This window comes from Kribbella sp. (assembly GCF_035687465.1).
In the GTDB taxonomy this organism is placed as follows: domain Bacteria; phylum Actinomycetota; class Actinomycetes; order Propionibacteriales; family Kribbellaceae; genus Kribbella.
This window is the reverse complement of the sequence record NZ_DASRXP010000011.1, coordinates 1-23,609: the sequence shown is the minus strand read 5'-3', so window position 1 is coordinate 23,609 and position 23,609 is coordinate 1. Positions and strand designations below refer to the sequence as shown.

18 protein-coding genes and 1 pseudogene are annotated in these 23,609 nt (G+C 67.9%); 8 read left to right on the top strand and 11 right to left on the bottom strand.

Annotated elements, in window-relative coordinates:
• A pseudogene (locus tag VFG33_RS00520) lies at positions 1-313 on the bottom strand (ADP-ribosylglycohydrolase family protein); the annotation flags it as partial.
• An 86-nt stretch (positions 314-399) separates the two neighbouring features.
• Between VFG33_RS00520 and VFG33_RS00515 the strand changes: the two are divergent.
• Positions 400-1,995 carry an alkaline phosphatase D family protein gene (locus tag VFG33_RS00515; RefSeq protein ID WP_325021138.1) on the top strand — a complete coding sequence of 532 codons (1,596 nt, stop codon included), beginning with the start codon at positions 400-402 and terminating at the stop codon, positions 1,993-1,995.
• A 12-nt stretch (positions 1,996-2,007) separates the two neighbouring features.
• Positions 2,008-2,829, top strand: coding sequence for a galactose-binding domain-containing protein (locus tag VFG33_RS00510; protein ID WP_325021136.1), 822 nt, complete (start codon positions 2,008-2,010; stop codon positions 2,827-2,829).
• A 2-nt stretch (positions 2,830-2,831) separates the two neighbouring features.
• Here the strand turns inward: VFG33_RS00510 and VFG33_RS00505 are convergent, their stop codons facing one another.
• From VFG33_RS00505 to VFG33_RS00470, 8 genes are all read right to left on the bottom strand, one after another.
• Entirely contained in the window at positions 2,832-3,980 is a 1,149-nt protein-coding gene (locus VFG33_RS00505; protein ID WP_325021134.1) for an ADP-ribosylglycohydrolase family protein, read from the bottom strand.
• Positions 3,980-5,260, bottom strand: a complete 1,281-nt coding sequence (locus tag VFG33_RS00500; RefSeq protein WP_325021132.1) for an ABC transporter substrate-binding protein — start codon at positions 5,258-5,260, stop codon at positions 3,980-3,982. The genes VFG33_RS00505 and VFG33_RS00500 overlap by 1 nt, the downstream gene beginning before the upstream one ends.
• Before the next feature lie 23 nt (positions 5,261-5,283).
• Positions 5,284-6,117 (bottom strand): carbohydrate ABC transporter permease, encoded by an 834-nt coding sequence (locus VFG33_RS00495; protein ID WP_325021131.1) that lies wholly within the window; start codon positions 6,115-6,117, stop codon positions 5,284-5,286.
• Positions 6,114-7,046, bottom strand: coding sequence for a carbohydrate ABC transporter permease (locus VFG33_RS00490; RefSeq protein ID WP_325021128.1), 933 nt, complete (start codon positions 7,044-7,046; stop codon positions 6,114-6,116). The genes VFG33_RS00495 and VFG33_RS00490 overlap by 4 nt, the downstream gene beginning before the upstream one ends.
• Complete coding sequence (locus tag VFG33_RS00485) at positions 7,043-8,032, bottom strand: LacI family DNA-binding transcriptional regulator (protein ID WP_325021126.1); 990 nt, start codon at positions 8,030-8,032, stop codon at positions 7,043-7,045. Before VFG33_RS00485 ends, VFG33_RS00490 begins: the two co-directional genes overlap by 4 nt.
• A 242-nt stretch (positions 8,033-8,274) precedes the next feature.
• Positions 8,275-9,225: a potassium channel family protein gene (locus tag VFG33_RS00480; RefSeq protein ID WP_414672909.1), complete on the bottom strand. Its 951-nt coding sequence runs from the start codon at positions 9,223-9,225 to the stop codon at positions 8,275-8,277.
• On the bottom strand, positions 9,197-10,312 hold the full coding sequence (locus tag VFG33_RS00475; protein ID WP_325021124.1) for a GNAT family N-acetyltransferase: 1,116 nt from the start codon (positions 10,310-10,312) through the stop codon (positions 9,197-9,199). Before VFG33_RS00475 ends, VFG33_RS00480 begins: the two co-directional genes overlap by 29 nt.
• A gap of 118 nt (positions 10,313-10,430) precedes the next feature.
• Complete coding sequence (locus VFG33_RS00470) at positions 10,431-10,826, bottom strand: hypothetical protein (protein ID WP_325021122.1); 396 nt, start codon at positions 10,824-10,826, stop codon at positions 10,431-10,433.
• A gap of 67 nt (positions 10,827-10,893) precedes the next feature.
• Between VFG33_RS00470 and VFG33_RS00465 the strand changes: the two genes are divergently transcribed.
• On the top strand, positions 10,894-11,499 hold the full coding sequence (locus VFG33_RS00465) for a hypothetical protein (protein ID WP_325021120.1): 606 nt from the start codon (positions 10,894-10,896) through the stop codon (positions 11,497-11,499).
• 283 nt (positions 11,500-11,782) lie between these two features.
• On the opposite strand, the gene VFG33_RS00460 is transcribed toward VFG33_RS00465, so the two are convergent.
• Positions 11,783-15,145: a S8 family serine peptidase gene (locus VFG33_RS00460; protein ID WP_325021118.1), complete on the bottom strand. Its 3,363-nt coding sequence runs from the start codon at positions 15,143-15,145 to the stop codon at positions 11,783-11,785.
• Between the two features lie 145 nt (positions 15,146-15,290).
• Here VFG33_RS00460 and VFG33_RS00455 point away from each other — a divergent pair, with 145 nt between their 5' ends.
• The 4 genes from VFG33_RS00455 (at position 15,291) to VFG33_RS00440 (ending at position 21,899) form a co-directional block, all read left to right on the top strand.
• Positions 15,291-16,268, top strand: coding sequence for a TrmB family transcriptional regulator (locus tag VFG33_RS00455; protein ID WP_325021116.1), 978 nt, complete (start codon positions 15,291-15,293; stop codon positions 16,266-16,268).
• Between the two features lie 141 nt (positions 16,269-16,409).
• A complete protein-coding gene (locus tag VFG33_RS00450) occupies positions 16,410-17,186 on the top strand; it encodes an ABC transporter ATP-binding protein (RefSeq protein WP_325021114.1) in 777 nt (258 codons plus the stop codon).
• Positions 17,183-19,963, top strand: a complete 2,781-nt coding sequence (locus VFG33_RS00445) for an ABC transporter permease (protein ID WP_325021112.1) — start codon at positions 17,183-17,185, stop codon at positions 19,961-19,963. The genes VFG33_RS00450 and VFG33_RS00445 overlap by 4 nt, the downstream gene beginning before the upstream one ends.
• A 145-nt stretch (positions 19,964-20,108) precedes the next feature.
• The gene (locus VFG33_RS00440) at positions 20,109-21,899 is read left to right on the top strand and encodes a glycerophosphodiester phosphodiesterase family protein (RefSeq protein ID WP_325021110.1); all 1,791 of its coding nucleotides are present in this window, start codon (positions 20,109-20,111) and stop codon (positions 21,897-21,899) included.
• Positions 21,900-21,910: 11 nt separating this feature from the next.
• Here VFG33_RS00440 and VFG33_RS00435 read toward each other — a convergent pair whose 3' ends face one another.
• Complete coding sequence (locus VFG33_RS00435; protein ID WP_325021109.1) at positions 21,911-22,966, bottom strand: carboxylate-amine ligase; 1,056 nt, start codon at positions 22,964-22,966, stop codon at positions 21,911-21,913.
• Between the two features lie 75 nt (positions 22,967-23,041).
• On the opposite strand from VFG33_RS00435, the gene VFG33_RS00430 reads away from it, so the two are divergent.
• Positions 23,042-23,609, top strand: a 568-nt coding sequence (locus VFG33_RS00430; protein WP_325021106.1) for a HipA family kinase, incomplete at its 3' end; no start/stop codon positions are given.

Below are 23,609 nucleotides of genomic sequence, written 5' to 3'. Positions count from 1 at the left end.
CAGCCCGCCGCACCCACCCGTTCAGAACTCGATTCCCAACGTCGGTTGAGACATCTTCGAGCAAAGGCAACTGCGGGATGAGAGGTGGCACCCACTCTGTGGCGCGCGAGTCCAGCTCTTCCAGGAGGTGGCGGGCGAGCGTGCGTAGTACTGGGTCTGCGGGTTTGTCGGAGGCGCCGGAGGTGGGGGCGTTCGTCGTACCGCCTGCTTCTTGCCAGCGGGTCGCGATGTCCGCGACCTCGACACCTTCGGCGCGGGACTGGACGAGTTGGTGCGGCAGCAGGTCCTCTGGCTGCACCCACGTCATTCTCATCGAACTTCTTCCTTCCAACTGATCTGTTGCACCAGGTGAAACGCGCACCTGGTTAGCCCTGTCATCGCGCCTCGATACTTCATCACATGCTCTCCGCCGCCCGGGGTCTCGCCGCCGCCACCGCCACCCGCCGAACGTTCCTCACCGCCACCGGCGCCGCCGCCGCGCTGGCCCTCACCGGCAACCTGCCAGGGGTCGGCGCAACGGGAGACTCGAAGCGAGTCGACCACCGACCGCTGTTCACCCTGGGCGTCGCCTCGGGTGACCCGCTGCCGGACGCGGTGGTGATCTGGACCCGCCTGGTACCCGGACCGCTGGAGCCGTTCGGCGGGATGGACGACCGCGCCGTAGGAGTCGAGTGGCAGGTCGCCGAGGACGAGTCCTTCCGCCGGGTCGTGCGCCGCGGCACCGCGCAAGCGCGGCCGGAGTACGCGCACACCGTCCACGTCGACGTCCGCGGCCTGCAGCCTTGGCGGCACTACTACTACCGCTTCCGCGTAGGCACACAGCTCAGCCCGGTCGGACGCACTCGTACGGCGCCGGCCGCGACCGCCCAGCCCACGGTAACGATGGCAGTCGCGTCCTGTCAGGCCTACTACGACGGGTACTACACGGCGTACCAGGACGTGGCCCGGCGCGACCACGACGTGGTGCTGTTCCTGGGTGACTACATCTACGAGGTCGGCGTCGGTCCGACGGCCGGGATTCGCAACCAGCCGGTCCCCGTCGACTTCGCCGGCGAGATCTTCACCCTCGACGAGTACCGGGCCCGGTACGCGCTGCACAAGACCGACCCGGATCTGCAGGCCGCCCACGCCGCGTCGGCCTGGGTGGTCGCCCTCGACGACCACGAGGTCGAGGGCAACTGGGCCGGCTACATCTCCGAGGACGGCTTGTCCGAGGCCGACTTCCTGGTACGCCGGGCCAACGGGTTCCGGGCCTACTGGGAACACATGCCACTGCGCCTCGACCAGTCCGCCGACGGCCCGTCGATCCGGCTGCACCGGCATCTCCGCTACGGCCTGACCGCGGACCTGAGCGTGCTGGACACCCGGCAGTTCCGCTCCGACCAGCCCGGCACGGGCAGTTGGCTGCCACCGGACGAGGTGTCGCTCGACCCGGCCCGCACGCTCACCGGCGATGATCAGGAACGCTGGCTGCTGGACACCCTGAAGCGCTCGCCCAGCCGCTGGAACGTCGTTGCCCAGCAGGTGGCGATGGCGCAGCTGGATCGGAAGGCCGGTCCGCCGCAGGAGCTGCCGATGGACACCTGGAACGGCTACGCCGCGTCCCGCGAGCGGGTGCTGTCCGGCGTCCGCGACCGCGGCGTACGCAACCTCGTCGTCCTGACCGGCGACCTGCATCGCAGCCTCGCGTCCGACCTGCGGGTGAACTTCGACGACCCGGCCTCGCCGGTGGTCGGCAGCGAGTTCGTCACCACGTCGATCTCGTCCGGCAAGGACGGCGTCGACGTCGACGCCACCGGCTCGGCCCTGCTGGCCGAGAACCCGCACCTCAAGTTCCAGAACGTCCAGCGCGGCTACCTCAGCTGCCGGCTCGACCGCACCCGGTGGATATCGGAGTTCCGCATCGTCGACCGCGTCACCACTCGCGGCGGTACGCCGTCCACCCGAGCCACCCTGGTCGTCGAGAACGGCCGACCCGGCATCCACCAGGCCTGAACGGATCACCTGATGAAGCGCACCGCCCTGCTCGCCATCCCGCTGACCCTGCTGGCCGTCGCCACAGATGGTGCCAAGAGCAACGTTCAGGTCAGCGCCACCCCGCAGCCGGTCGAGATCGTCCCGCTGCCCTGCTTCCCGTCCGGAAAACTGACGCTCGGGATGACCAACACCGCTCGCAAAGCGGTGATCACCGACATGCGGATCAGCGGCGGAAGCCCGCTGGTGCTGTCGCGTCGCCAGTTCTCCAGCTACCTGCCGGTGAACCAGTTGGTCACCGCTCCGCTCGATGTGAGGGTGCCCCGAGGCACCACACCCGGCACCTTCAGCGTCCAGCTGAGTGTCGGCCGCGAGCGACTCAGCGTCCCGGTCGTCGTGAGGCCTGCGCCTGCGAAGGGACCGGGCGACAACCTGCTGCTGGGTGAGCAGGCCGTCGCCTCGTCCACGCACGGCAACATGAAGCTGTGCGGCGGTGTCGACGGCAACAGCGACTCCGCCCAATGGGGGGCCAGCGGCTGGCACGACGCCACCAAGAGTGTCTTCCCCGACAGCTACGGCGTCGACTTCATCGCCCCGACCACGGTCGGCCGGGTCACGCTCCAGACCCTCGACTCGACCCGCTATCCGGCTGCTGTGATGGGCATCCGCGACTTCGACGTGCGGGTCCGCGTCGGCGACTCGTGGAGCACGGTCGCGGAGATCCGCGGCAACGTCCAAGGGCTGGTGGGTGTCCCGTTCACCCCGGTCGCGGCAGACGCAGTACAGGTGGTGGTGCACGACTCCAACGACCACGGGTACTCGCGGATCGTGGAGCTGGAGGCGTACGACAGCTGACATCAGACCAGCGCGTCCAGCGCCGCCGTCCGCTGGGCCCACCGACGCGCGTCAACCTCGTGTAGCTCGGTCGCAACCGACGCCATCACCCGGCCGGGCTGCTCCAGATCCGTCTTGCTCGCCTCCGCGATCGTCGTCGCCCACTCCCCCGGTACTCCGCCGAGTCCGCCCAGCGCACCGGTGATCGCACCGGCCATCGACGCGATCGAGTCCGCATCGCGCCCGTAGTTAGTACCACCGAGCACAGCCTGACGCACGTCGCCACCCGAGACGAGTACGAATCCCAACGCGACCGGAAGCTCCTCGATCGCCTTCGTCCGGCTCGGCCGCCGGGCATCCAGCGACTGGTCCCGGTAGTCGGGCCCAACCGTGTCGAACGGCTCGATCGCCTTCCGCAACAGGGGAATCGCCTTCTCCCAGTCCGTCACCCCGTCAGCCGCCTCGGCCACCGCCTCGACCGCTGCACGGGTGCCGTCCTTCGCCAGCGCCAAGGCCTCCGCGACCGCCGACGAAGCTGTTGCCTCAGGCATCATTGCCGCCGCTACCGCGGCCGCGAAGACCCCAGCGGCCTCCCGGCCGTAGCTGGACTGATGCGCGCCGGCCAGGTCGATCGCCTCCGCGTAGGCCCCGGCGGGATCACCGGCATTGGCGATCCCGACCGGCGCCACGTACATCGCCGCACCACAGTTCACGATGTTGCCGACCCCCGCCTCCCGGGGATCGATGTGCCCGTAGTGCAGCCGGGCGACGAGCCACTTCTCGGCCAGGAAGACCCGCTGCAACAACAGCGCGTCCGCCTCGAGCTCCGGGACCCAGCGTCGCCCGGACACCATCTTCGGAACCAGCGACTCCGCGATCGCATACGCGTCCAGGTGCTGCCGGCGTTCGTCGTACACCTCGACCAGCGCGTGCGTCATCAACGTGTCGTCGGTGATGTGCCCGTCGCCCTTGTGGTACGGCGCGATCGGCCGGGCGTTGCGCCAGTCCTCGTACCAGGGTCCGACGATGCCGGTCACCCAGCCGCCGTGCCGTTCCCGGATCGCCTCCGGGGTCCAGCCCTCGACGGCACCGCCGATCGCGTCACCGACCGCCGAACCGACGAGGGCACCTACCGATCTGTCTTCGAGCGCACTGCTGGTCTTCTCAGCCATCAGCTGTTGACCTGCCCCCAACCGTCGTTCAGCTTCTTGCCCAGCGTGGCCAGGTCGATCTTGTTCGCGAAGAACTCCTGCAGCGCCGGGGTGGCGATCTGGTCCTTCCACTTCGGGTAGTTCTCCACGCTCTGGAACGGGGCCTTGGTCATTTCCGCGCCACTGGCCAGGGTCTGCGTCCAGCCGTTCTTGCCGCCGGTCGCCTTCTCGATCGCGTCCCGGGCCGCCTGCGTGGTCGGGATCAGCCAGTCGCCCTGACCGACCGCGGCCAGGTTGTCGGCCTTCATGAAGTAGTCGATGAACTGGGCCGACTCCTTGATGTGCTTGCCCTCGGCCGGCACCGACAGCGTCTGCGGGTTCGCGGCCTGCTTCTCGGACGTGCCCTTCAGCGGCGGCAGCACCTCCCACTGGAAGCCCTTCGGTGCCTGCTCGACGATCTGCTGCGCGGCGTAGTTGCCGCCGACAATCATCGCGTACTTGCCGCCGAAGAAGCCGGGCAGGATGTCCGAGCCGCTCTGGGTCAGCGAGGTCGGGTCGATCGACTTGTCCGTGTACGCCATCGCGTTGATCCGCTTCGGCACCTCGAGCTCGGCGTCACCGATCTTCGCCTTGGCGTCCCGGCCGGTCCCCTCGAAGAACGCGGCGTCGAAGTTCATCCCGAGGTTCAGCACGGTCGCGGTCGGGCTCTTCAGACCCCAGCCGAGCCCGTACTTGCCGCCGGCCGTGAGCTTCTTGGCGTCGGCCTGCAGCTGGTCCCAGGTGAGCGCGTCGCCCGTGGTCGAGACGCCCGCCTGCTTGAGCAACGCGGAGTTGCCGAACACGACGTACGACTGCAGCAGGGTCGGCGCGGCGAACACCTTGCCGTCGCTGGAAACCGTGTCCCAGACGCCCTGCGGTACGGCGTCCTTCGTCTCCTGGCTCAGGTACTGCGAAAGGTCCGCGAGGTAACCCTGGTTCGAGAAGCCGGTGATGTCGGCGGACTCGTCGTGGATGATGTCCGGCGCGGTCCCGCCCTGGAACTGGGTGACCAATTGGTCGTGCACGGAGTCCCAGCTGCCCTGGACGTACTCGACCTGGATGTTCGGGTTCGCCGCGTTCCAGTCGGCGACGATCTTCTTGGTAGCGGCCACGGTGGTCTTCTGGAAGGCGAGACTCTGGAACTTCAGCGTCACCTTCTCCGTCGACCCCGAACCACCGGAGCTGGCGTCGCCGCTGCCACAGGCCGCAAGCGTCACCAAGGCACTTGCCGCCAGCAACGCAATGATCGGTTTTCTCAACATCTCTACTCTCCTCAGGGGAATAACTAACCTTTGACTGCGCCGCTGAGCAGACCGGAGGTCAACCGACGCTGCAGGAAGGCGAAGAAGACAAGGCTCGGCACGGTGGCCAGGACGGACGCAGCCGCGAGTGGTCCGAACTGGACCTGGCCCTCGGCCCCGACGAAGCGGGCGAGCACCAGCGGCAGCGTCTTCAGATCCGGGTCCTGCAACAGGACCAGGGCGAAGAAAAACTCGTTCCACGCCGAGATGAAGGTGAACATCGCGGTCGCGATCAGCCCGGGCCGCAGCAGCGGCATCACGATCAGCACGATCGTGCGGACCCGGCTCGCGCCGTCCACGGAAGCTGCCTCTTCCAGCTCCCGCGGTACTGCGGAGACGTAGCCCTGCAGCATCCACAGCGCGAACGGCATCGACCACACCATGTAGACGATCACTACACCGGGGATCGTGTTGGTGAGGTGCAACGGCCGCAGGATCATGAACAGCGGAATCACGATCAGAATCACCGGGAACACCTGGCTGACCAGGATCCAGCCGTTCGTGATCGGCCGGAGCCGGCTGCGGAATCGCGCCAGCGCGTAGGCGACCGGCAACGACACGATCAGTACCAGCACCGTGGTGGCGACCGAGATCTGCAGGGAGTTCAGCATCGACCTGACCAGGCCCTGCTCCTCCAGCGCGTCGGTGAAGTTCGACAGGTCCGGGTGCTTCGGCAGGATCGACGGGGTGACGCTGGCGAACTCCTGCGGCGACTTCAGCGAACTGGAGATCAGCCAGAACAGCGGGAACGCCAGGAAGACCAGATAACAGCACACAGCCACGTACTGCGCGACGCGGGTCGCCGGCCTGGTCCTCATGCCTCGCTCCTCAGCCGGTTCCGCAGATAGAAGCCGAGGAAGACGATGATGATCACGACCATCACGTCACCCATCGCCGCCGCCATCCCGAAGTTGCCGTACCGGAAGGCCTCGTTGTAGGCGAAAAGCATCGGCAACATCGTCTTGCCGCCCGGACCGCCCGCGGTGAGCACGTAGACCAGTCCGAACGAGTTGAAGTTCCAGATCATGTCCAGACTGGTGATCGCCACGATCACCGTCCTCAGTTGCGGCAGCGTGATGGACCAGAACTGGTGCCACGCACTCGCGCCGTCCACCGCCGCGGCCTCGTAGAGCGACCGGTCGATGCCTTGGAGTCCCGCGAGCAGCGTGACCGTCGTCATCGGCATCCCCACCCAGATCCCGACCACGATCACGGCCGGCAGCGCAGTACTGAAGTCACCGAGGAAGTTGATCGGGTGATCGGTCAGGTGCAGGTTCTGCAGGATCTCGTTGACCGGGCCGTTGGTCGGGTGCAGCAGCAGGCGCCACATGATCGCGACCACCACCGGCGGCATCGCCCACGGGATCAGCGCCAGCGTCCGGGCGACTCCGCGGAACTTGAGGTTGGTGTTCAGCAGCAGCGCGAGTCCCAGGGCGGCGACGAACTGCAGGATCGTCACCGACAAGGTCCAGATCAGGCCGATCCGGAACGAGTCCCAGAACAGGTCGTTGTGCAGCAGTTTGCCGAAGTTGCCGAACCAGATGAAGTTGGTGTCGACGTTGAGCCCGGCCCGCGCGTCGGTGAAACCGAGCGCGATCCCCCGCAACAGCGGGTAGACGCTCAGCAACAGCACCGGCAGCAGCGCGGGCAGGAACAGGAAGATCGCTTCCCGATTCTGCTTCGGCCGCCCACCGCCCGGTCGGTCCCGCCGATTGCTGGCCCGGGCCCTCAGGGCATCGGTACTCAAGGTGTCGACCTCCGCACACTCAGGGTCGGCTGAACCACGATCCGCCGCGGCGGATGCGAGTCGTCCTCGATCCTTGCCAACAGCAACTCAGCCGCCCGCCGCCCTCGCTCGGCAGATCCGAGGTTCACACTCGTCAACGGCGGGAACGACTGCTCGGCCAACGCACTGTCATCCATCCCCACCACCGCAACGTCATCCGGCACCACCAGCCCCCGCCCCGCCAACTCATGCATCAACCCCACCGCCAACAGATCGTTAGCCGCGATCACCGCGTCAGGAAGTTCTCCACCAAGGAGTTCAGCGGCTGCGGCGCGGCCGGCGGGGAAGGTGAAGTCGGTTGCTTCGACCATCGCTATGGGCTGCAGGCCGTTCGCCTTCAGGGCGTCGGCGAAGCCTTTCGCGCGGGCTCCGCCAGGCACGGTGTCGACCGGACCGTTCATGAACGCGATCCGCCGCCGCCCCTTGGCCAGCAGGTGTTCCACCGCCAGCAGCATGCCCTTCGGCGAGTTCGCCCGAACCGTGTCAACACCTGCCTTCGCCGGCACGTTTCCTGCCACGACCACCGGCACATCACACTCACGAATCGACTTGATCAGATCGTCGTCGACCCGCAGCGGACTGATCACCAGCCCGTCGGCATATCCGCGCGCCATCCCCCGAACCAGCGCGACCTCGTCCACGACATCCGGTCCGGTCGTCGTCACGACCAACCGATACCCAGCCGCCGAGACCACTTCCTCGACCGCCCGCATCATCGTCACGTAGACCGGATTCCCGACATCGGCGACCGCGAGCGTCAACTGGAAAGTTCGACCGACCTTGAGCGATCGCGCCCGCGAGTCCGGCACGTACCCGAGCTCCTCGACCGCCCGCTGCACCCGCTCGACCATCTCCGCGGTCGCGGGCAGCCCGTTCAGCACCCGCGACACCGACGCCACCGAAACCCCGGCGGCCCGAGCCACTCCAGCGATCGTCGGACGACTCACCCGCGACTCCTGTAATCGTTCTTGTAATCGTTTACAGACTGACCATAGAACCCCCGTTCAACCCCCGTCAAGACCGGACCACCCCACCCCCTGGTCCACCCGGATCGCCACCGCGCACCGGCTCCGACCACGGTTACCCACCGAGATTGTGCGTTGACCCCCGAGAATCTGAGTGGGTAACCCCCCACCTCGGTGGTCAACCTCCACCCCGGGCCACCCCAACAGCGCAGTACCGTTTGCTGTTACTCGTCCTGGTCGTTGGCGCCGGGGCGTTCGGCCCAGGGGGTTTCCTTGGCCGGGCGGACCACGATGAGTTTGTCGCCGGCGGCCAGCACGGAGACCGAGGAATCGTAGTACCGGTGGACCTGGCCGTCGCGGACGACCGCCACCACCCGGTCCGGCACGGACGACGGGGCCTTGCCGACCTCGCGGCCGAGGATGGGACGCTCCGCCACCTCGAGGCCCTCGCCGTAGGTGAGCAGGTCCTCCATCACCTCACCGAGGTTCGGGCTGACCGCCGACAGGCCGAGCAGCCGGCCGACCGCCTCGGACGAGGTGACCACCGCGTCGGCGCCGCTCTGCCGAAGCAGCGGCACATTGTCCTCTTCCCGGACGGCGACCACGATGTGCGCCGTCGGGTTCAGTTGCCGGACGGCGAGGGTGACGAGGACGGCGGAGTCGTCGCGATCCGTGGTCACGATCACCTCACGAGCCACGGCGACCTCGGCGCGGCGCAGTACCGTCCGGTTCGTCGCGTCGCCGTGGAAGGCCGCCATCTGATCGTTGCCCGCGTCCCCGATCGCCTGCGCCCGCGGATCGATCACCACGATGGCCTCGCGCTGGACGCCGTTGCTGATCAGGGTCTGCACCGCCGAGCGGCCCTTGGTGCCGTAACCGACGACCACGGTGTGGTCCTTCATCCGCTTCCTCCATCGGGAGTCGCGCATGATGCGACGACCCTCGTTCGCCAGGACTTCCAGGGTCGTACCGACCAGCACCACCAGGAAGGCGATCCGCAGCGGCGTCACGATGAACGCGTTCACCAGCCGGGCGGTCGGCGTCACCGGAGTGATGTCGCCGTACCCGGTGGTGGTGAGGGTGACGGTCGCGTAGTAGATGCTGTCGATCAGCCCTACTTCGCCATCGTAGGTGTCCTTGTAACCGCTACGGTCGACCACCACGATCAGAACCATCACTGCCAGCAGTCCCAGCGCGATCAAGAGCCGGCGGAACAGCTCCAGCACTGGCGACCGGGTGCTCGCGGGAAGGCTGACCAGTAAACCGTGCGGATTGCGACCGGTGGGCAGGGATGGCACGGGTCTGACGATAGGGCACCGCTGCCCGATCCACCGCATGCGACAGGCTCTGGTCGGACAGTGCGAGAGTGACCATCAGGTTGTCGCCGTCCTGGACCACCCGGGTCCGCATCCTGAGGCCCTCGACCGTGCGCAGCATCGCGTCGTTCTCGGGTTGCACCATGCAGACCACGCAGTCCGCGCCCAGCAGCCGCGCCTCACGGATCACCTGGCGGAGCAGTTGCGAGCCGAGGCCCTGACGCTGCCAGCCGTCCTCGACCAGGACGGCGACCTCCATCGCCTTGCCACCCAGCTCTTCCCAGGGCGCGGCCGTGGCCATGCCGACGACCGCGTCACCGACTGCGGCGACGATGGAGACTCCACCGGCCGGCGCGGACAGGTGCCGCGCAGTACGGGCGGTGAGCTTGGGCATGGGGACGTGGTACCGGCGGGTGCGGCTCTCGTACGAGCACCGCTCGTGCATGGCGACGACAGCCTCGGCATCATCGACACCGGCCTTGCGAAGCTCCGGTACTGCGCTCCCGGGCCGGGGCGCCTCCTGGACGATCCCGGAGAACCGCTCGGCCAGCCGTCCCGCCATCTCGACCAGGACATCGGCCCGGGCCCACTCGGCCGGGGTGTACTCCTCGAAGCCCTGCAGGTTCTCCAGTTCCTCGTCCACCGAGAGCGGGTCGTCGATCAGCCGCAGCGCGGCCCGGAGATAGCGGGTCGGCGCGTCGCTGAGGACGTCGGCCTGACAGGGGCGGACCGTAGTACGGACGCAGCCGGCCTCGGCGGCCAGCGCGGTCAGGGTCTCCGCGTTCCAGCCGACGCCGGTGGACACCACGAGTTCGTCCACCGCGCCGGCTTCGGCGGTGAACACCTCCAGGCTCAGGATGTTGATGTCGTCCGCACCACACCGTGCAGCGAGTTCGGCCAGTGCGCCCGGCCGATCGGCGAGTTCGGTCCTGATCTTCCAGAGCATGGTGACGCCCCTCCCTCGTGCGGAAGCCCCAAGAACACGTTGGGGATCAGTCAAGACTCCGCGAGGGGTGTTGCCGAGTGGCGTCTTCCGTGTTACACCCGCGTCAACCCTTGGGCCGTCAACGCAGCCGGCGGCCGAGCTTGGGCAACCGGTCGGTGAGCTTGGACTTGTGGGCCGCCAGCACGACCGCGCTCTCCCGGCGGTCCAGGTCCGCGTGCCGGAGCAGTTCCGGGTAGGTTGCCTGCGGCACCGGCGGGTAGGTGGTGACGATCGCGTCGCCGCTGAACACGAAGAAGATCGCCTGCCCGTCCTTGATCACCTTGAGCAGCGAGCCGTCCCGGACGGTCAGCGCGTGCTCGATCGCCTTCTTCCGGGCGGTGCGCTTCGCCAGCGCCGCCTGGACCGCCTGCTGCGCCGGTTCCCGCCCGTGCTTCACCGCCTCGAACGCCATCGGTCCGTACCGAACGCCGTACTTGACGACGTTCTTAGCCAGCTTCCCTTTCCCAACCGCCATACCCATGACTGTACTGACTGGGCCGGGTCGGAATGCGGGGTTTCCTCGGGTCAGGGATCATGGCCGGGTGAGCGTTCCTACTCCGCGCCGGCCGATCCTGCCCGGTGCCAAGCTGTTCGAGTCGCTGCCGGGTGCTTCGGACCCGGCCGCCGCTGCCGAAGTGGCGCACCGTACGGCGGAGTTGCTGGTCCGCGGCGCGCGGTCCAGCGAGGACGCCGACGTGATCGCGCGGGTGGTGAAACTGGCCGACGACTACGGCCTGGACGAGCTCGCCGACCTGTGGTCCGACGCGCCGCCGGACTCCCTGCCCGGCACCCTGTGGAGGCTCTACCTGCTGCGCTCCTGGGTGCACACCGCCGCCGAGGATGTGTCGCGCGAGTACGCCACCGGCCGTAAGTACGCCGAGGTCCACGCCGTCGTGGCCGGGGTCGCCGATCCGCCCGGGCCGACCGAGGTGAAGGACATGGTCGACGCCGTACTGCGGGGCGTGGCGACCGGTGACTTCGCCACCACCCTGGACCGTGCGGCGGCGTTCGCGCGGATCGTGGCTACCGGCCGGGCACATCTGGCCGATGACGGGCACGACCAGGTCCGATCAGCCTCCCGGCTCGTGGAAATGGCCGACCAGCTACAGACCGCCGCGCGCACCGAGCGCGCCGGGCAACTCTGGTAGTTCCTTGACACCCGTAGTTTGGTTAACACTGCCGTGGCGGTACTTGCGCCCGGAAACGCGAGGTGATAAGTAGCTCTGCCGCGCCGGAAAGTCAACAGGACAAGGCGTTTGAGCACCGGTTATACTGTTCAAGGTGTCGGGCCGCGGTAGCCCCGGGTCCCAAAAATAGCCGCTTCGAGCGGCCTCGCGCCGTGAGGCGCTTCCCGGTCCGGCACCACAAAGCATGAGGTGAGGAACCGGGCACCCCAGCGCCCCCTGGGATGCCCGGTTGCTTTACGCCCGTCTAGCGAATTCCGTAGAAACGCTTCAGGGTCTGGGTGACGCTCTTGCCGCCGGCGTCGGTGAGCTCGACCTGGAGGGTGACGAAGTCGGTGGCTCTGGTGTTGTCGACTGCCGCGATCACGCGGGTGCCGAAGTTCGCCACCGGTACGTCGACCCAGCTGTCGCCGTCGTCGTACGACGCCCGGACGTGGGCCGAGGTGATCCGTCCCGGCCTATACCACTCCCCCGAACCGACGGTCACCGAGATCGGGTAGTACTTCACCTTCGGTGCCCGGTCGTTCGCGTCGACGACGAGGTCGTAGTCAGGGAACAGCAGCGGCAGCGGTTTGCCGTTGTCGGCGGCCGAGGACTTCCATCGCCACCGGGTCTCCGCATCGGTCGGCGACTCCCAGGTGAACCCGTCGCGCTGCCAGCGGTTCAGGTTGTACACCAGTTCGAGCTCGGCCGGTTCCGCCGGCACATCCCAGTAGCCGGACCCGAAGTAGTCGTAGCGGCCGACAGAGACGCCGTTCGCGAACAACTCGGTGCCACCCAGGTCCACGAAGCCCTGCCTGGAGAAGTGGCCCGGTTGGGTGTCCGTCCAACCGGGGAAGGCGCTCCAGATGGTGTTGCCGGTCCTCGCGGCCGGAGCCACGGTGAGACCGGTCGTCTGGTCGCGGAGCATGCCAGGCCGTAGACCTGCCTTGAACCAGCTCTCGGTCTCGCGACTCCCGGGGCGGTACGCCTTCGCGGTCGACGTCATCAACGTCGCGTACGGCCACGCCATCGCGTCCGCATGACCGACCATCTGACTGACCTTGGTCTCAGGCTCAGCTGTGACGAGATGTTCCACCCGGGTCGGCGCGGCGACCTCGGCCCGTTGGCCGGTCGAGATCATGAACAGGCTCCACGGACGCCAGACGTCGACGTACTCGGAGTACCTGGCAGCCTTGCCCGGCGTGTAATAGGTCGCGTCGATCGAGGCGAGTTGCCGGTCCCGCACCTGGTGGGTCGTCCCTCCCTTGACCTGTTTGCTGTGCGTGAAGGCCAGGCTGTAGAGGTACGGCGACCTCGCCGAGGCGGGTGATGCCAGCTTCCACCCCTCGACGACCTCGAAGGTGCCACGCTTGGCCTTCGTCGAGGTGTTCCCGAGGTAGACGGCCTTCACCGAGGCAGGGAACTCGTAGCCGCTGCTGAGCACCCAGTCGTCGATCACCCGCCCATAGGTCAGGCTCCCGCCACGGCGCTCGGCCGGCCGGTCGGTGAGCACCTTCGTCTGGACCGCCTTGCGCGCGTCGTAGGTGATGGTGGTGTTCTTGGTCAGCGTGATCTCGGGGTCGCCGAGGAAGGCGAAGGACTCGACCGTGCCCCAGGTCCCGCCCGGCTTGTCGGTCGCGATGATCGCGGCCAGCGAATAGGCGCCGGCCCGCAGATGCAGGGTCCGGTCGGTGCCCTCGAAGCCGAGCCGCTGCGCGGCGACGCTGTCCAGGTCGAACACGTCCAGCGTGGTGAGGGACGTGGCCGGTTTGCCGTAGCGGTCGATCACCTTGAACGTGACGTCCACGCTCTGCGGCTCGAGGTAGAACCCGACCGGGGTGACCACCGTGCGGCCGTCGTTGCTGGTGGCAACCACGCGGGCGCCGACAGCGCCGTACAGGCCGTAGTCGAGCTTGACGGACGGGTCGACGGTCAGCGGGATGCCGGCCGACTTGCCGGCCGGGATCGTGAGCGTGGTGGCGCCGAGACGGACAACGGAGCTCGGCAGGGGCTTGCCGTTGTTGCCGCGGACGTCGGCGGTGAAGCGCAGGGTGACCGGCTTGCTGCTCGAGTTGGTGTAGCTCAGCTGCTCGGTGACCTTCTCCGACGGCGTGTGCGGCCAGACGAAGGTGCCGAGATCCGTCGTACCCGGCCCGCTGACCTGCTGAGCGACTGCCTTCGCGACGTCGAGCTCCCCCGCGCCCTGCTGATAGACCCCGGCGGTGGAGACCGGACGGACCGAGTTCTGCAGCGCGGCCTTGAGTTGCCGACCGGTCCAGTCCGGATGCTGCTGCTGGAGGATGGCGGCCGCGCCCGCGACGTGCGGCGCCGCCATCGAGGTGCCGTTCATATCCGTGTACGCCGTATCGCCGCGGCCGCCCGCCCTCGCTGCGGTGATGTCTACCCCTGGCGCGGCGATGTCCGGCTTCACCACATGAGTCCCGACGACCGGGCCGCGGCTGGAGAAGTACGCCGTGGTGCCTGTCAGGTCGGTGGCGGCCACCGTCAGCGCGGACGCGGCGCAGGCCGGGCTGCTGATCGTCTCGGCCGGTCCACCGAGGTTGCCGGCGGCAACCACGACGAGCACGTCCGAACTCGCGCTGATCGCGTCGACCGCCTCGGCCATCGGATCGAGGCAGTCCGACGGTTCACTGGTGCCGATGCTCATGCTGATCACATCGGCACCCTCGGCGACGGCCCACTCCATCCCCGCGATGATCCAGGACAGCTCGCCCATGCCGTAGTCGTTCAGCACCTTCCCGGACAACAGTTGCGCGCCGGGCGCGACTCCCTTGTTCCGCCCTGCGGACGCGGTTCCCCGGCCTAACGCCGTCGATGACGTGTGGGTGCCGTGGCCGTCGTGATCGGCCGCGTCCGGGCTGTCGGTGAAGTTCTGCTGGGCCTTCACGGCGCCGGCGAGATCCGGGTGCTCGGCGTCCACCCCGCTGTCCAGGACTGCGACCGTGGTGCCCGCGCCGTTCAGGCCGGACTGCCAGGCCGCCGGCGCACCGACGTACGGGACGCTCTGGTCGAGGGTTTTGGTCACCTTCGCGTCCAGCCAGATCTTGTCCAGCTCCCGACCGGCGGGATCCGCGGTTGAAGTGAGCGCTCTCCACGTTTCTTGCGCCCGGGTCTTCTCGGTGCGCAGGGCGGCTGCACCGACCGATGGCAACGACCTCGTGCGGGTGGCTCCGGCCGGCACCGGCTGCTGTGCGACCGCGCGCGCTGTCGGCTTGTACGTCGTGATGACCGGGATGCGGTCGGTGCTCGCGTCGTCGAAGCCCTGCCGGACCAGCGCGCTCACGTTGAACAGCGCCTGATCCACAGTGCCCCGCTGAACCAGCCGCGCCGCGGTGTCCGGTACGACGTACAGGTCCTTGCCGACCGTTCGGGTCGCGTAACCGGCGGCGGCCGGATCGACAGGGATGAAGCGAACGGTGGCGCGGTCGCCGCCGGCCGGGGTCACCTGGACCTTGTCGCCGGTGAGCAGCGTGACGACCTTCGTGCTGTCCACCTGCGCCGGGAGCCCGCCGGGCACCGCCGCGGAGGCGGACGCGGCCGTCGCCGGGACAAGGTGGGAGGTGAGTAACGCCGTCGCCACCGCACCGACCAGCAACCGGTGAATCATCGGACCGCCTTCAGGAGGGTTGGGAAACGACTGCGCCAGTTCATCGCAAAACCGCCAATGAATGACACCTGTCTACTGGCAGGATTGCGACAGGTCCGGAACCCGCCAGCGGCCGACCCCACTCAGCCGTCGCCTGGGAGGCATCGTGCTCGACGTGCTAGGACTGGAGAAGGCCGAAGAACTCGCCTACCGCGCCCTGGTCGAGGTGCCGTCGTACGATGCCGCCGAACTGGCCGCGAGACTGGACTGTCACCCGATCGAGGCGGCTCGTTCACTGGCCGCACTGGAGGGCCTGGGCCTCACCGCCCGCTCCAGCACCGCCAGCGACCGGTACGTCGCATCGCCGCCCTCGGTTGCTCTCGCAGCGCTGGCAGTCCAGCGCGAGGACGAACTGCGGCGGGCGATGCGCGAGATCGAGTCGCTCACCGACGTCTACCGGGGCACGGACACCGACCGGTCGATCAGCGACGTGGTCGACGTGGTCCGCGGCGCGCAGGCGGTCGCGCAGCGGTTCGTCCAGCTGCAGATGTCGGCACGCGAGGAGGTGCTCGGCTTCGTCAAGTCGGAGATCGCGGTGGTGACGGCCGAGGAGAACACCGAGGAAGACGCGGCCGTCAGCCGGGGCGTGCGGTACCGGGTGATGATCGAGCGAAGGTCCTTCGAGCGGCCCGGCTTCTTCGGCGCCGTCTCCGACTCGCTGAAAGCCGGCGAAGAGGTCCGGGTGGTTCCCGAGCTGCCGATCCGGATGCTGATCGTGGACCGGCGGATCGCGCTGATGCCGCTGCTGTCCGGCTCGGAACGCAGTATCGGCGCGTTGATCGTCCACCGCAGCGGCATGCTGGACGCCTTGATGGCGCTGTTCGACCGGGTCTGGCATGACGGGCTGCCGCTGGTGCTCGGCAAGGATGGTATGACCGAAGGGCCGACCGCTGACGAGCTGCCTGACCTGGATGCGCGGATCCTGGGGCTGCTGCTCGCGGGGCTGACCGACCAGGCAGTGGCGAACCAGCTCGGGCTGTCGATGCGCACGGTGCAGCGTCGGGTCCGGGCCCTGATGGACCTGGTCGAGGTCGACACCCGCCTCCAGCTGGGTTTCCAGGCCGCACGTCGCGGCTGGCTCTGACGGTCGGCTCCGGGGCGGCTCTGAGGGTCGAGCCGGGGTGATCCCCCTACCGGTGCGGCCGGATCACGCGCAGACTCGGTGACAGTTGTTCGACCGGTCTGCTGGGGGTGGCCGCTGATCAGCCAGGGAGGGCGATCGGCAATGGAGGGGCATTCGAACGTACAGACGTCCGTGATCCAGGCGGACGGACAGGAATCCGTGGTCCAGGCGGACGACCTGGTCCGCGTCTACGGGGAGGGAGATACCGCTGTCCGCGCCCTGCGCGGGGTCAGCGTGGCGATCACACCCGGCCGGCTGACCGCGGTGATGGGACCGTCGGGCTCGGGCAAGTCGACGCTGATGCACATCCTGGCCGGGCTGGACAAGCCGACCTCGGGCTCGGTCCGGATCGCCGGTACCGAGATCACCACGCTCGGCGACAACGACCTGACCCGCCTCAGACGCAAGCACATCGGGTTCATCTTCCAGTTCTTCAACCTGCTGCCGATGCTGACCGCGCGCGACAACATCCTGCTGCCGCTGACGATCGCCGGCGAGAAGCCCGATGATGCCTTCTTCGCCGAGCTGATCGCGCGGGTGGGCCTGGCCGACCGGCTTTCGCACCGGCCCGCCGAGCTGTCCGGCGGCCAGCAGCAGCGGGTCGCGATCGCCCGGGCGCTGGTGTCCCGGCCGACGGTGATCTTCGCCGACGAGCCGACCGGCAACCTCGATTCGAAGACCAGCGGCGAGATCCTGACCCTGATGCGCGGCTCGGTCGACGAGTACGGCCAGACCACCGTGATGGTCACCCACGACGCCCGCGCGGCCGCGATGGCCGACCGGGTGCTCTTCCTGGCCGACGGCGAGATCGTCAAGGAGACCGGCCGGACCAGCCAGCACGAGATCCTGCAGATCATCGACACGCTGGACCTGCAATGATCCGGTTCGCACTGCGCGGCCTGCTCGGCCGCAAGCTCCGTACTGCGCTGACCGCGATCGGCGTGGTCCTCGGGGTGGCACTGGTGTCCGGCACCTACGTCCTCACCGACTCCATCTCGTCGGCCTTCGACTCGATCTTCACCGAGAACTACAAGAACACCGACGCGGCGATCACCGGCAAGTCCCCGTTCGAGCTGAGCCAGGACACCGCCGGGGTGGCGCCACCGTTCGAGACGTCTCTGCTGGCCAAGGTGCAGGCGCTGCCCGAGGTCGGGATAGCGGACGGCAGTGTGTTCGGCGAGGCTCAGTTGATCGGCCACGACGGCAAGGCCGTGGTCTTCGGAGGCGCGCCGAACCTGGCCTTCAGCGTCAACCCGGAGCGGCCCGAGTTCAACACGCTGGCACTGGTCAGCGGTGGCTGGCCCTCCTCCGGCGAGGTGGTGATCGACACCCAGACCGCACGGGAGAAGGGGTTCGCGACCGGCGACACGATCGGGGTCCAGGCCCGCGGGCCGATCCAGCGGCTGAAGATCTCCGGGCTGGTCGAGTTCGGCCAGGTCTCCTCGATCGGTGGCGCGACGCTGGCCGGGTTCGACCTGCCGACGGCTCAGGGGTTGTTCGACAAGGACGGCAAGTTCGACCAGATCCTGGTCGCCAAGAAGGAGGGCGTCTCCGAGCAGCAACTGCTCGACGCGATCGGCAAGGTGCTACCGGAAGGGACCCAGGTCCGCAGTGCGGACGACCAGGCGGTCCAGGACGCCGAAGGCACCAGCGGGTTCCTCGACTTCTTCCGGACCTTCCTGCTGGTGTTCGCCGGCATCGCGCTGTTCGTCGGTTCGTTCGTGATCGCGAACTCGTTGTCGATCACCATCGCGCAGCGGACCCGCGAGTTCGCCACCCTCCGCACGCTCGGCGCGTCCCGGCGCCAGGTGCTCGGCTCGGTGGTGCTCGAAGCACTGGTGACGGGACTCGTCGCCGCCGTCGCGGGGTTGTTCCTCGGACTCGGCATCGCCACGGGGTTGTTCAAGATCTTCGATTCGGTCGGGCTCACGCTGCCCAACAACGGGCTGGTGTTCCAGACCCGCACGATCGTGGTCGGTCTGCTGGTCGGGGTTCTGGTGACGCTGCTGGCCAGCCTTCGTCCGGCCTGGCGGGCCACCCGGGTGCCGCCGATCGCGGCCGTCCGGGAAGGCGCGACGCTTCCCGCGGGCCGGTTCAACCGGTTCCGGCCGGTCGGAGCGGGATTGCTGGCGATCGTCGGCATCGCGCTCGTGGTCGTCGGACTGTTCGTGGACGGCCTCAGTACCACCACAGTGCTCTCGTCGCTGGCAGGCGGAGTGCTGCTGATCTTCATCGGCATCGCCTTGTTCTCTTCACGTTTGGTGCGTCCGCTCGCCGCGGTGTCGGATCCGATCGCGCGCTGGTCGGTGCTGATTCTGACCATCTTGGCGTGGCCGTTGTTGTCCTTGCCGTATTGGTTGCTACGCCGTGGTTTCTGGGGACCGGGAACGGCCGCGCGTCGTACGGGCGCACTCGTGCTCGGTGCAGTACTGAACCCGGTGCTGCTGGTGATCGTGGCGCTGATGGCGGTACGACGGGCCGTCAGCTCGTGGGAGCCAGAGTGGCCAGCGGACTTCCCCGGAGTACTGGCGGACCGGCCTGCGACCAGCATCGGTGGGCAGAACAGCCGGCGTGATCCGCACCGGACGGCATCGACCGCGGCCGCCCTGATGATCGGGCTGGCTCTCGTCACGCTGGTCGCGACGCTCGGCGCCGGCATCATCAGGCCGTTCGAGGACGCGGTCGACCGGATCTTCAGCGGCGACTACGCCATCACCGCGCAGAACAACTTCAGCCCGTTGCCGCCGACGGTGGCGGAGGCGGTCACGGCCGTGCCTGGCGTCGAGGCGATCTCCAGCGTGCGGGGCGGACAGGCTCAGGCGTTCGACGAATCCATCTTCCTCACCGCGGTCGACACCCAGGCTCCGACGGTCCTCGCCTTCGACTGGAAGGACGGCTCGCAGGCTGTCCTCGGCACCTTGGGAGCCGATGGCGCCGTCGTGGACGACGCCTACGCCACGACGCACAATCTGCAGCTCGGATCGACCTTCCCGATGCAGACCGTCGGCGGCCGGACTCTCACCCTCACGGTCCGCGGCATCTTCAAACCGCCGGCGGGAGGTTCGCCGTTCGGCAATGTGACGATCTCGACCACGGCGTTCGACGCGAACAACCCGCAGCCGCAGAACGTGTACACCTTCGCCAGCATGCAGGGCGGGGTCAACAACGCGAACACCGCGGCCCTGGACGCGGCCCTCGCCTCGTTCCCGAACGCGAAAGCGCTCACCCGCGACCAGTTCAAGAAGGCTCAGTCCGACAGCATCAAGAGTCTGCTGAACGTCCTCTACGTCCTGCTCGCGCTGTCCGTCCTGGTCAGCCTGTTCGGCATCGTCAACACCCTGGTACTGACCGTCTTCGAGCGGACCCGTGAGCTGGGCATGCTGCGCGCGATCGGCTTGACCCGGCGGCAGGTGAAACGGATGATCCGGCACGAGAGCGTCATCACCGCCCTGATCGGCGCGGTGATCGGGATCCTGCTCGGTCTCGGCCTGGCGCTACTGCTCGCCGCCCGCCTGGACGAGGTCAGCTTCGCCGTACCGACGGGCCAGCTGATCATCTTCGCCGTCGTCTCGGTCGTGGTCGGCATCTTCGCCGCCATCTGGCCCGCCCGCCGGGCCGCCCGCCTGAACCCCTTGGAGGCCCTCCAGTACGAGTGATCTTGTCACCCTGAGTCATGGGTGGCGTCAGGCGGTTACCGATCGGCCTTTTGTCGGTTACCTTCGCGAGGGGCAGGGTCCTCCCTAGCCGGGGACCATCGGCCTCGAAGCCCGCCTTCGCCCGCCCAGACGAAAGGGACCCCTCATGCGCCGCCTCCCCCGCGCGCTGCTGCCGCTTGCCCTCACTGCCGGCCTGCTCAGCCAGACGCTGATCTCCGTCCCGGCCACCGCCGGTCGCGGCCCTGCCTTCGACATCCAGGCCCATCGTGGTGGTCTCGGCCTGACGGTCGAAAGCACGATCGCCTCGTTCTCCCGCGGTCTCGAACTCGGCGTCAGCACACTCGAGCTCGACGTCCAGATCACCCAGGACGGCTACGCGGTGATCACCCACGACCGCAAGGCCACCGGCGCGAAGTGCAAGGACACCGCGCCCTACACCCCTGGCGATCCCGAGTACCCGTACGTCGGGAAGTTCATCAACACGCTCAGCCTCAAGCAGGTCAAGCAACTCGACTGCGGATCGCTGCCCCAGTCGAACTTCCCCGGCCAGACCCCGGACCCTGGTGCCCGGATGCCAGAGCTGCGCGACATCTTCGACCTGGTCCACCGGTTCCACGCGGACGACGTGAAGCTGAACATCGAGACCAAGGTCGAGGCCGGCGCTCCGACCGAGACGGCTCCGCGCGAGCAGTTCGTCCAGGTCGTCGCCCGGGAGATCAAGAAGGCCCGGATCAGCCGGCAGGTGACGATCCAGAGCTTCGACTGGGGCGCGCTGATGCGGATGCGCCAGGTCGCGCCCGAACTGCCGCTGGTCGCGCTGACGAACTTCGACTTCCTGCAGACGGGCGAGCCGGGCAAGTCCCCGTGGCTCGGCGGACTGGACATCGACGACTTCGGCGGCGACCTGGTGAAGGCCGTGAAGTCATTCCGGGCGAACGCGATCTCCCCGGTGCACGGGTTCCCGCAGGACGGCAAGGTCACCGACCCGGCGTACCGGCCGTATGTCACCAGCGACATGGTGAAGTCGGCGCACAAGGCGGGCCTGAAGGTCGTGCCGTGGACCGTCGACGACCCGGCCACGATGCAGTCACTGATCGACAAGGGCGTCGACGGCATCATCACCGACTATCCGGACCGGCTGCGGACCGTCGCCCGGGAGGCCGACTTCCGGCTGCCCCAGGGGTACGACGCGCCGGCGATCCGGGCACTCCCCGATGCGCACGCGCACAACGACTACGAGCACCGGCGGCCGCTCCAGGACGCACTGGACCGGGGCTTCAACAGTGTCGAGGCAGACGTGTGGCTGGTCGACGGCGAGCTCCGGGTCGCCCATGACCTGGACGACACCGTCCCTGGCCGCACCCTGGAGAGCCTGTACCTCCAGCCGCTGGCCGATCGAGTTCGCGAGAACCACGGGCAGGTCTACAAGCACGGTAGAGACTTCCAGCTGCTGATCGACATCAAGAGCGACGGCCCGTCGACGTACGCTGCGATCGACAAGGCGCTGGAGGAATACCGCAACATCAGCACCATCTACGCCAACGGACGGGCCTTCACCGGCGCGGTGACCTCGGTGATCAGCGGCAACCGGCCACTCGACGTCCTGAAGGCCCAGAAGATCCGGTACGCCGGCTATGACGGCCGTTTGTCCGACCTGAACTCCAAGATGCCGGCCTCCCTGATGCCGCTGGTGAGCGACAACTGGTCCAACAACTTCACCTGGCGCGGTATCGGCCCGTTCCCTGTGGCCGAGCGCGCCAAACTGCGGGAGATCGTGACGACGGCCCACCACGCGGGCTACCGGGTGCGGTTCTGGGAGACACCGGACACGCCCGGGGCTGCTCGTGAAGCGGTCTGGTCCGAGCTTGTCGCGGCAGGTGTCGACCACCTCAACACGGACGACCTGCACGGCTTGGAAGACTTCTTGAGAGGGTAGAGCCTGCGCGACTAAGGCTTGACTTCCGTGAGGGCGATGACATCTGCGCCCTCACGGAAGGCCCTGCGCTGCTTGACTGCCCCGTTGCCTTCGCTGATCAGACGCTCGATGGTTTCTTTCACCCGGTCGACCTCACCGAGCTCTTGCAGAGCAGGCCGGACGTGCTGCTGGAGTAGGTCCATTACCTGGGTCGCCGGCATCGGTTCTGCCGTGAGCACGTTCATGCCGATGCCGGGTAGCCCGTCTCTGGCGGCGAGCCAGTACGCGGCCCGTAGTACCTCGGTGTCCGGCTTCGGGCCGAGGCCGCCGTCCTCGGTCGCGGTCATCACCAGCGCGCGGACCAAGGTGGCGAGCAGCACTGTCTCATCGATAGTCAGTGGCACGTCGCTCACCCGCACCTCGATCGTCGGCAGATGCGTGGACGGCCGGATGTCCCAATAGACCATCCGCTCGTCCATGATGCTGCCGGACCCGAGCAGCATGCCCACGAAGGCGTCGTAGTGGTCGGCGGACTCGAAGTACGGCGGTGGTCCCGAGCAGGGCCACCGAGACCACATGATCGAGCGCCAACTGGAGAAGCCGGTGTCTGTGTCCAGGTAGATCGCCGAGTTCGCCGTCAGCGCCAGCAGGGCCGGCATCCAGGGCCGCAAGTGGTTACTGACCCGCGCTGCGGCTTCCTTGTCCTGTACGTCGATATGGACGTGGCAGCCGCAAACAGCTTGCTCGCGGGCCAGCAGGCCGTACCGCATCGCCATCTCCTCGTAGCGCGGCTTGCGCGTCACCTGCTGGACGGCCGTGCCACTCGGAGGTGCCCCGATCGCCAGCAGCAGGCAGCCTTCCTCGGCGGCCGCCCTGGCTACGGCGGACCGCATCTTGACCAGATGGCCGCGGAGCTCCTCGGCAGACTCACAGACGGGAGAGTTGATCTCCACCTGCGCCCTGGTCAGCTCCAGTTCGACGTCGACGCCGACGGCATCCGCGGCGACGGCCTTGCTCCGCGGCAGCGGCCGACCACTCGCGGACACCAGCAGCAACTCTTCCTCGACGCCCATGGACGGCAGGCTCAAGTTCTCTCCTCACTAGATGACCTGTTGGTACCCGTGGGCATCGGCACAGAAACGGCACGCACTAGGCTCTGCGGCGTGAGCCTGCCGATCGTCACAGCTACCCGGTACGTGCTGCCGCTGCGCGAAGGTGGTTCGTTGCCTGCTGTTGTCGAAGGCAACGATCTCGGCACCTACGTGCTGAAGTTCCACGGCGCGGGTCAGGGTCCGAAGGCGCTCGTCGCGGAGATCATCGTCGGCGAGCTGTTCCGCCGGCTCGGGCTGCGGGTGCCGGAGCTGAAGCTGATGGAGCTCGACCCGGCGATCGGCAAGTCGGAGCCCGACGAGGAGATCCAGGAACTGCTGATCCGCAGCGCCGGGCTGAACCTGGCCGTCGACTTCCTGCCCGGCTCCTTCGGCTACGACGGCTCCAGTGGCAAGCCCGACGATGCCACGCTGGCACGCATCCTCTGGCTCGACGCGTACGTCGCCAACGTGGACCGGTCCTGGCGCAACACCAACCTGCTCGTCTGGCACAAGGAACTCTGGTTGATCGACCACGGCGCTGCGCTGTACTTCCACCACTCGTGGATGTCCGCGGAGAAGTTCACCTCACTCCCCTACAACGCGGCGGACCACGTGTTCAGGGACCTCGCTCCCGCAGTGC

Excerpts from the sequence above, each read along its gene's own strand:
- VFG33_RS00515 (WP_325021138.1), top strand. The coding sequence starts at position 400 with ATGCTCTCCGCCGCCCGGGGTCTCGCCGCCGCCACCGCCACCCGCCGA.
- VFG33_RS00510 (WP_325021136.1), top strand. The coding sequence starts at position 2,008 with ATGAAGCGCACCGCCCTGCTCGCCATCCCGCTGACCCTGCTGGCCGTC.
- VFG33_RS00505 (WP_325021134.1), bottom strand. The coding sequence starts at position 3,980 with ATGGCTGAGAAGACCAGCAGTGCGCTCGAAGACAGATCGGTAGGTGCC.
- VFG33_RS00500 (WP_325021132.1), bottom strand. The coding sequence starts at position 5,260 with ATGTTGAGAAAACCGATCATTGCGTTGCTGGCGGCAAGTGCCTTGGTG.
- VFG33_RS00495 (WP_325021131.1), bottom strand. The coding sequence starts at position 6,117 with ATGAGGACCAGGCCGGCGACCCGCGTCGCGCAGTACGTGGCTGTGTGC.
- VFG33_RS00480 (WP_414672909.1), bottom strand. The coding sequence starts at position 9,225 with ATGGTTCTGATCGTGGTGGTCGACCGTAGCGGTTACAAGGACACCTAC.
- VFG33_RS00475 (WP_325021124.1), bottom strand. The coding sequence starts at position 10,312 with ATGCTCTGGAAGATCAGGACCGAACTCGCCGATCGGCCGGGCGCACTG.
- VFG33_RS00470 (WP_325021122.1), bottom strand. The coding sequence starts at position 10,826 with ATGGCGGTTGGGAAAGGGAAGCTGGCTAAGAACGTCGTCAAGTACGGC.
- VFG33_RS00460 (WP_325021118.1), bottom strand. The coding sequence starts at position 15,145 with ATGATTCACCGGTTGCTGGTCGGTGCGGTGGCGACGGCGTTACTCACC.
- VFG33_RS00450 (WP_325021114.1), top strand. The coding sequence starts at position 16,410 with ATGGAGGGGCATTCGAACGTACAGACGTCCGTGATCCAGGCGGACGGA.
- VFG33_RS00445 (WP_325021112.1), top strand. The coding sequence starts at position 17,183 with ATGATCCGGTTCGCACTGCGCGGCCTGCTCGGCCGCAAGCTCCGTACT.
- VFG33_RS00440 (WP_325021110.1), top strand. The coding sequence starts at position 20,109 with ATGCGCCGCCTCCCCCGCGCGCTGCTGCCGCTTGCCCTCACTGCCGGC.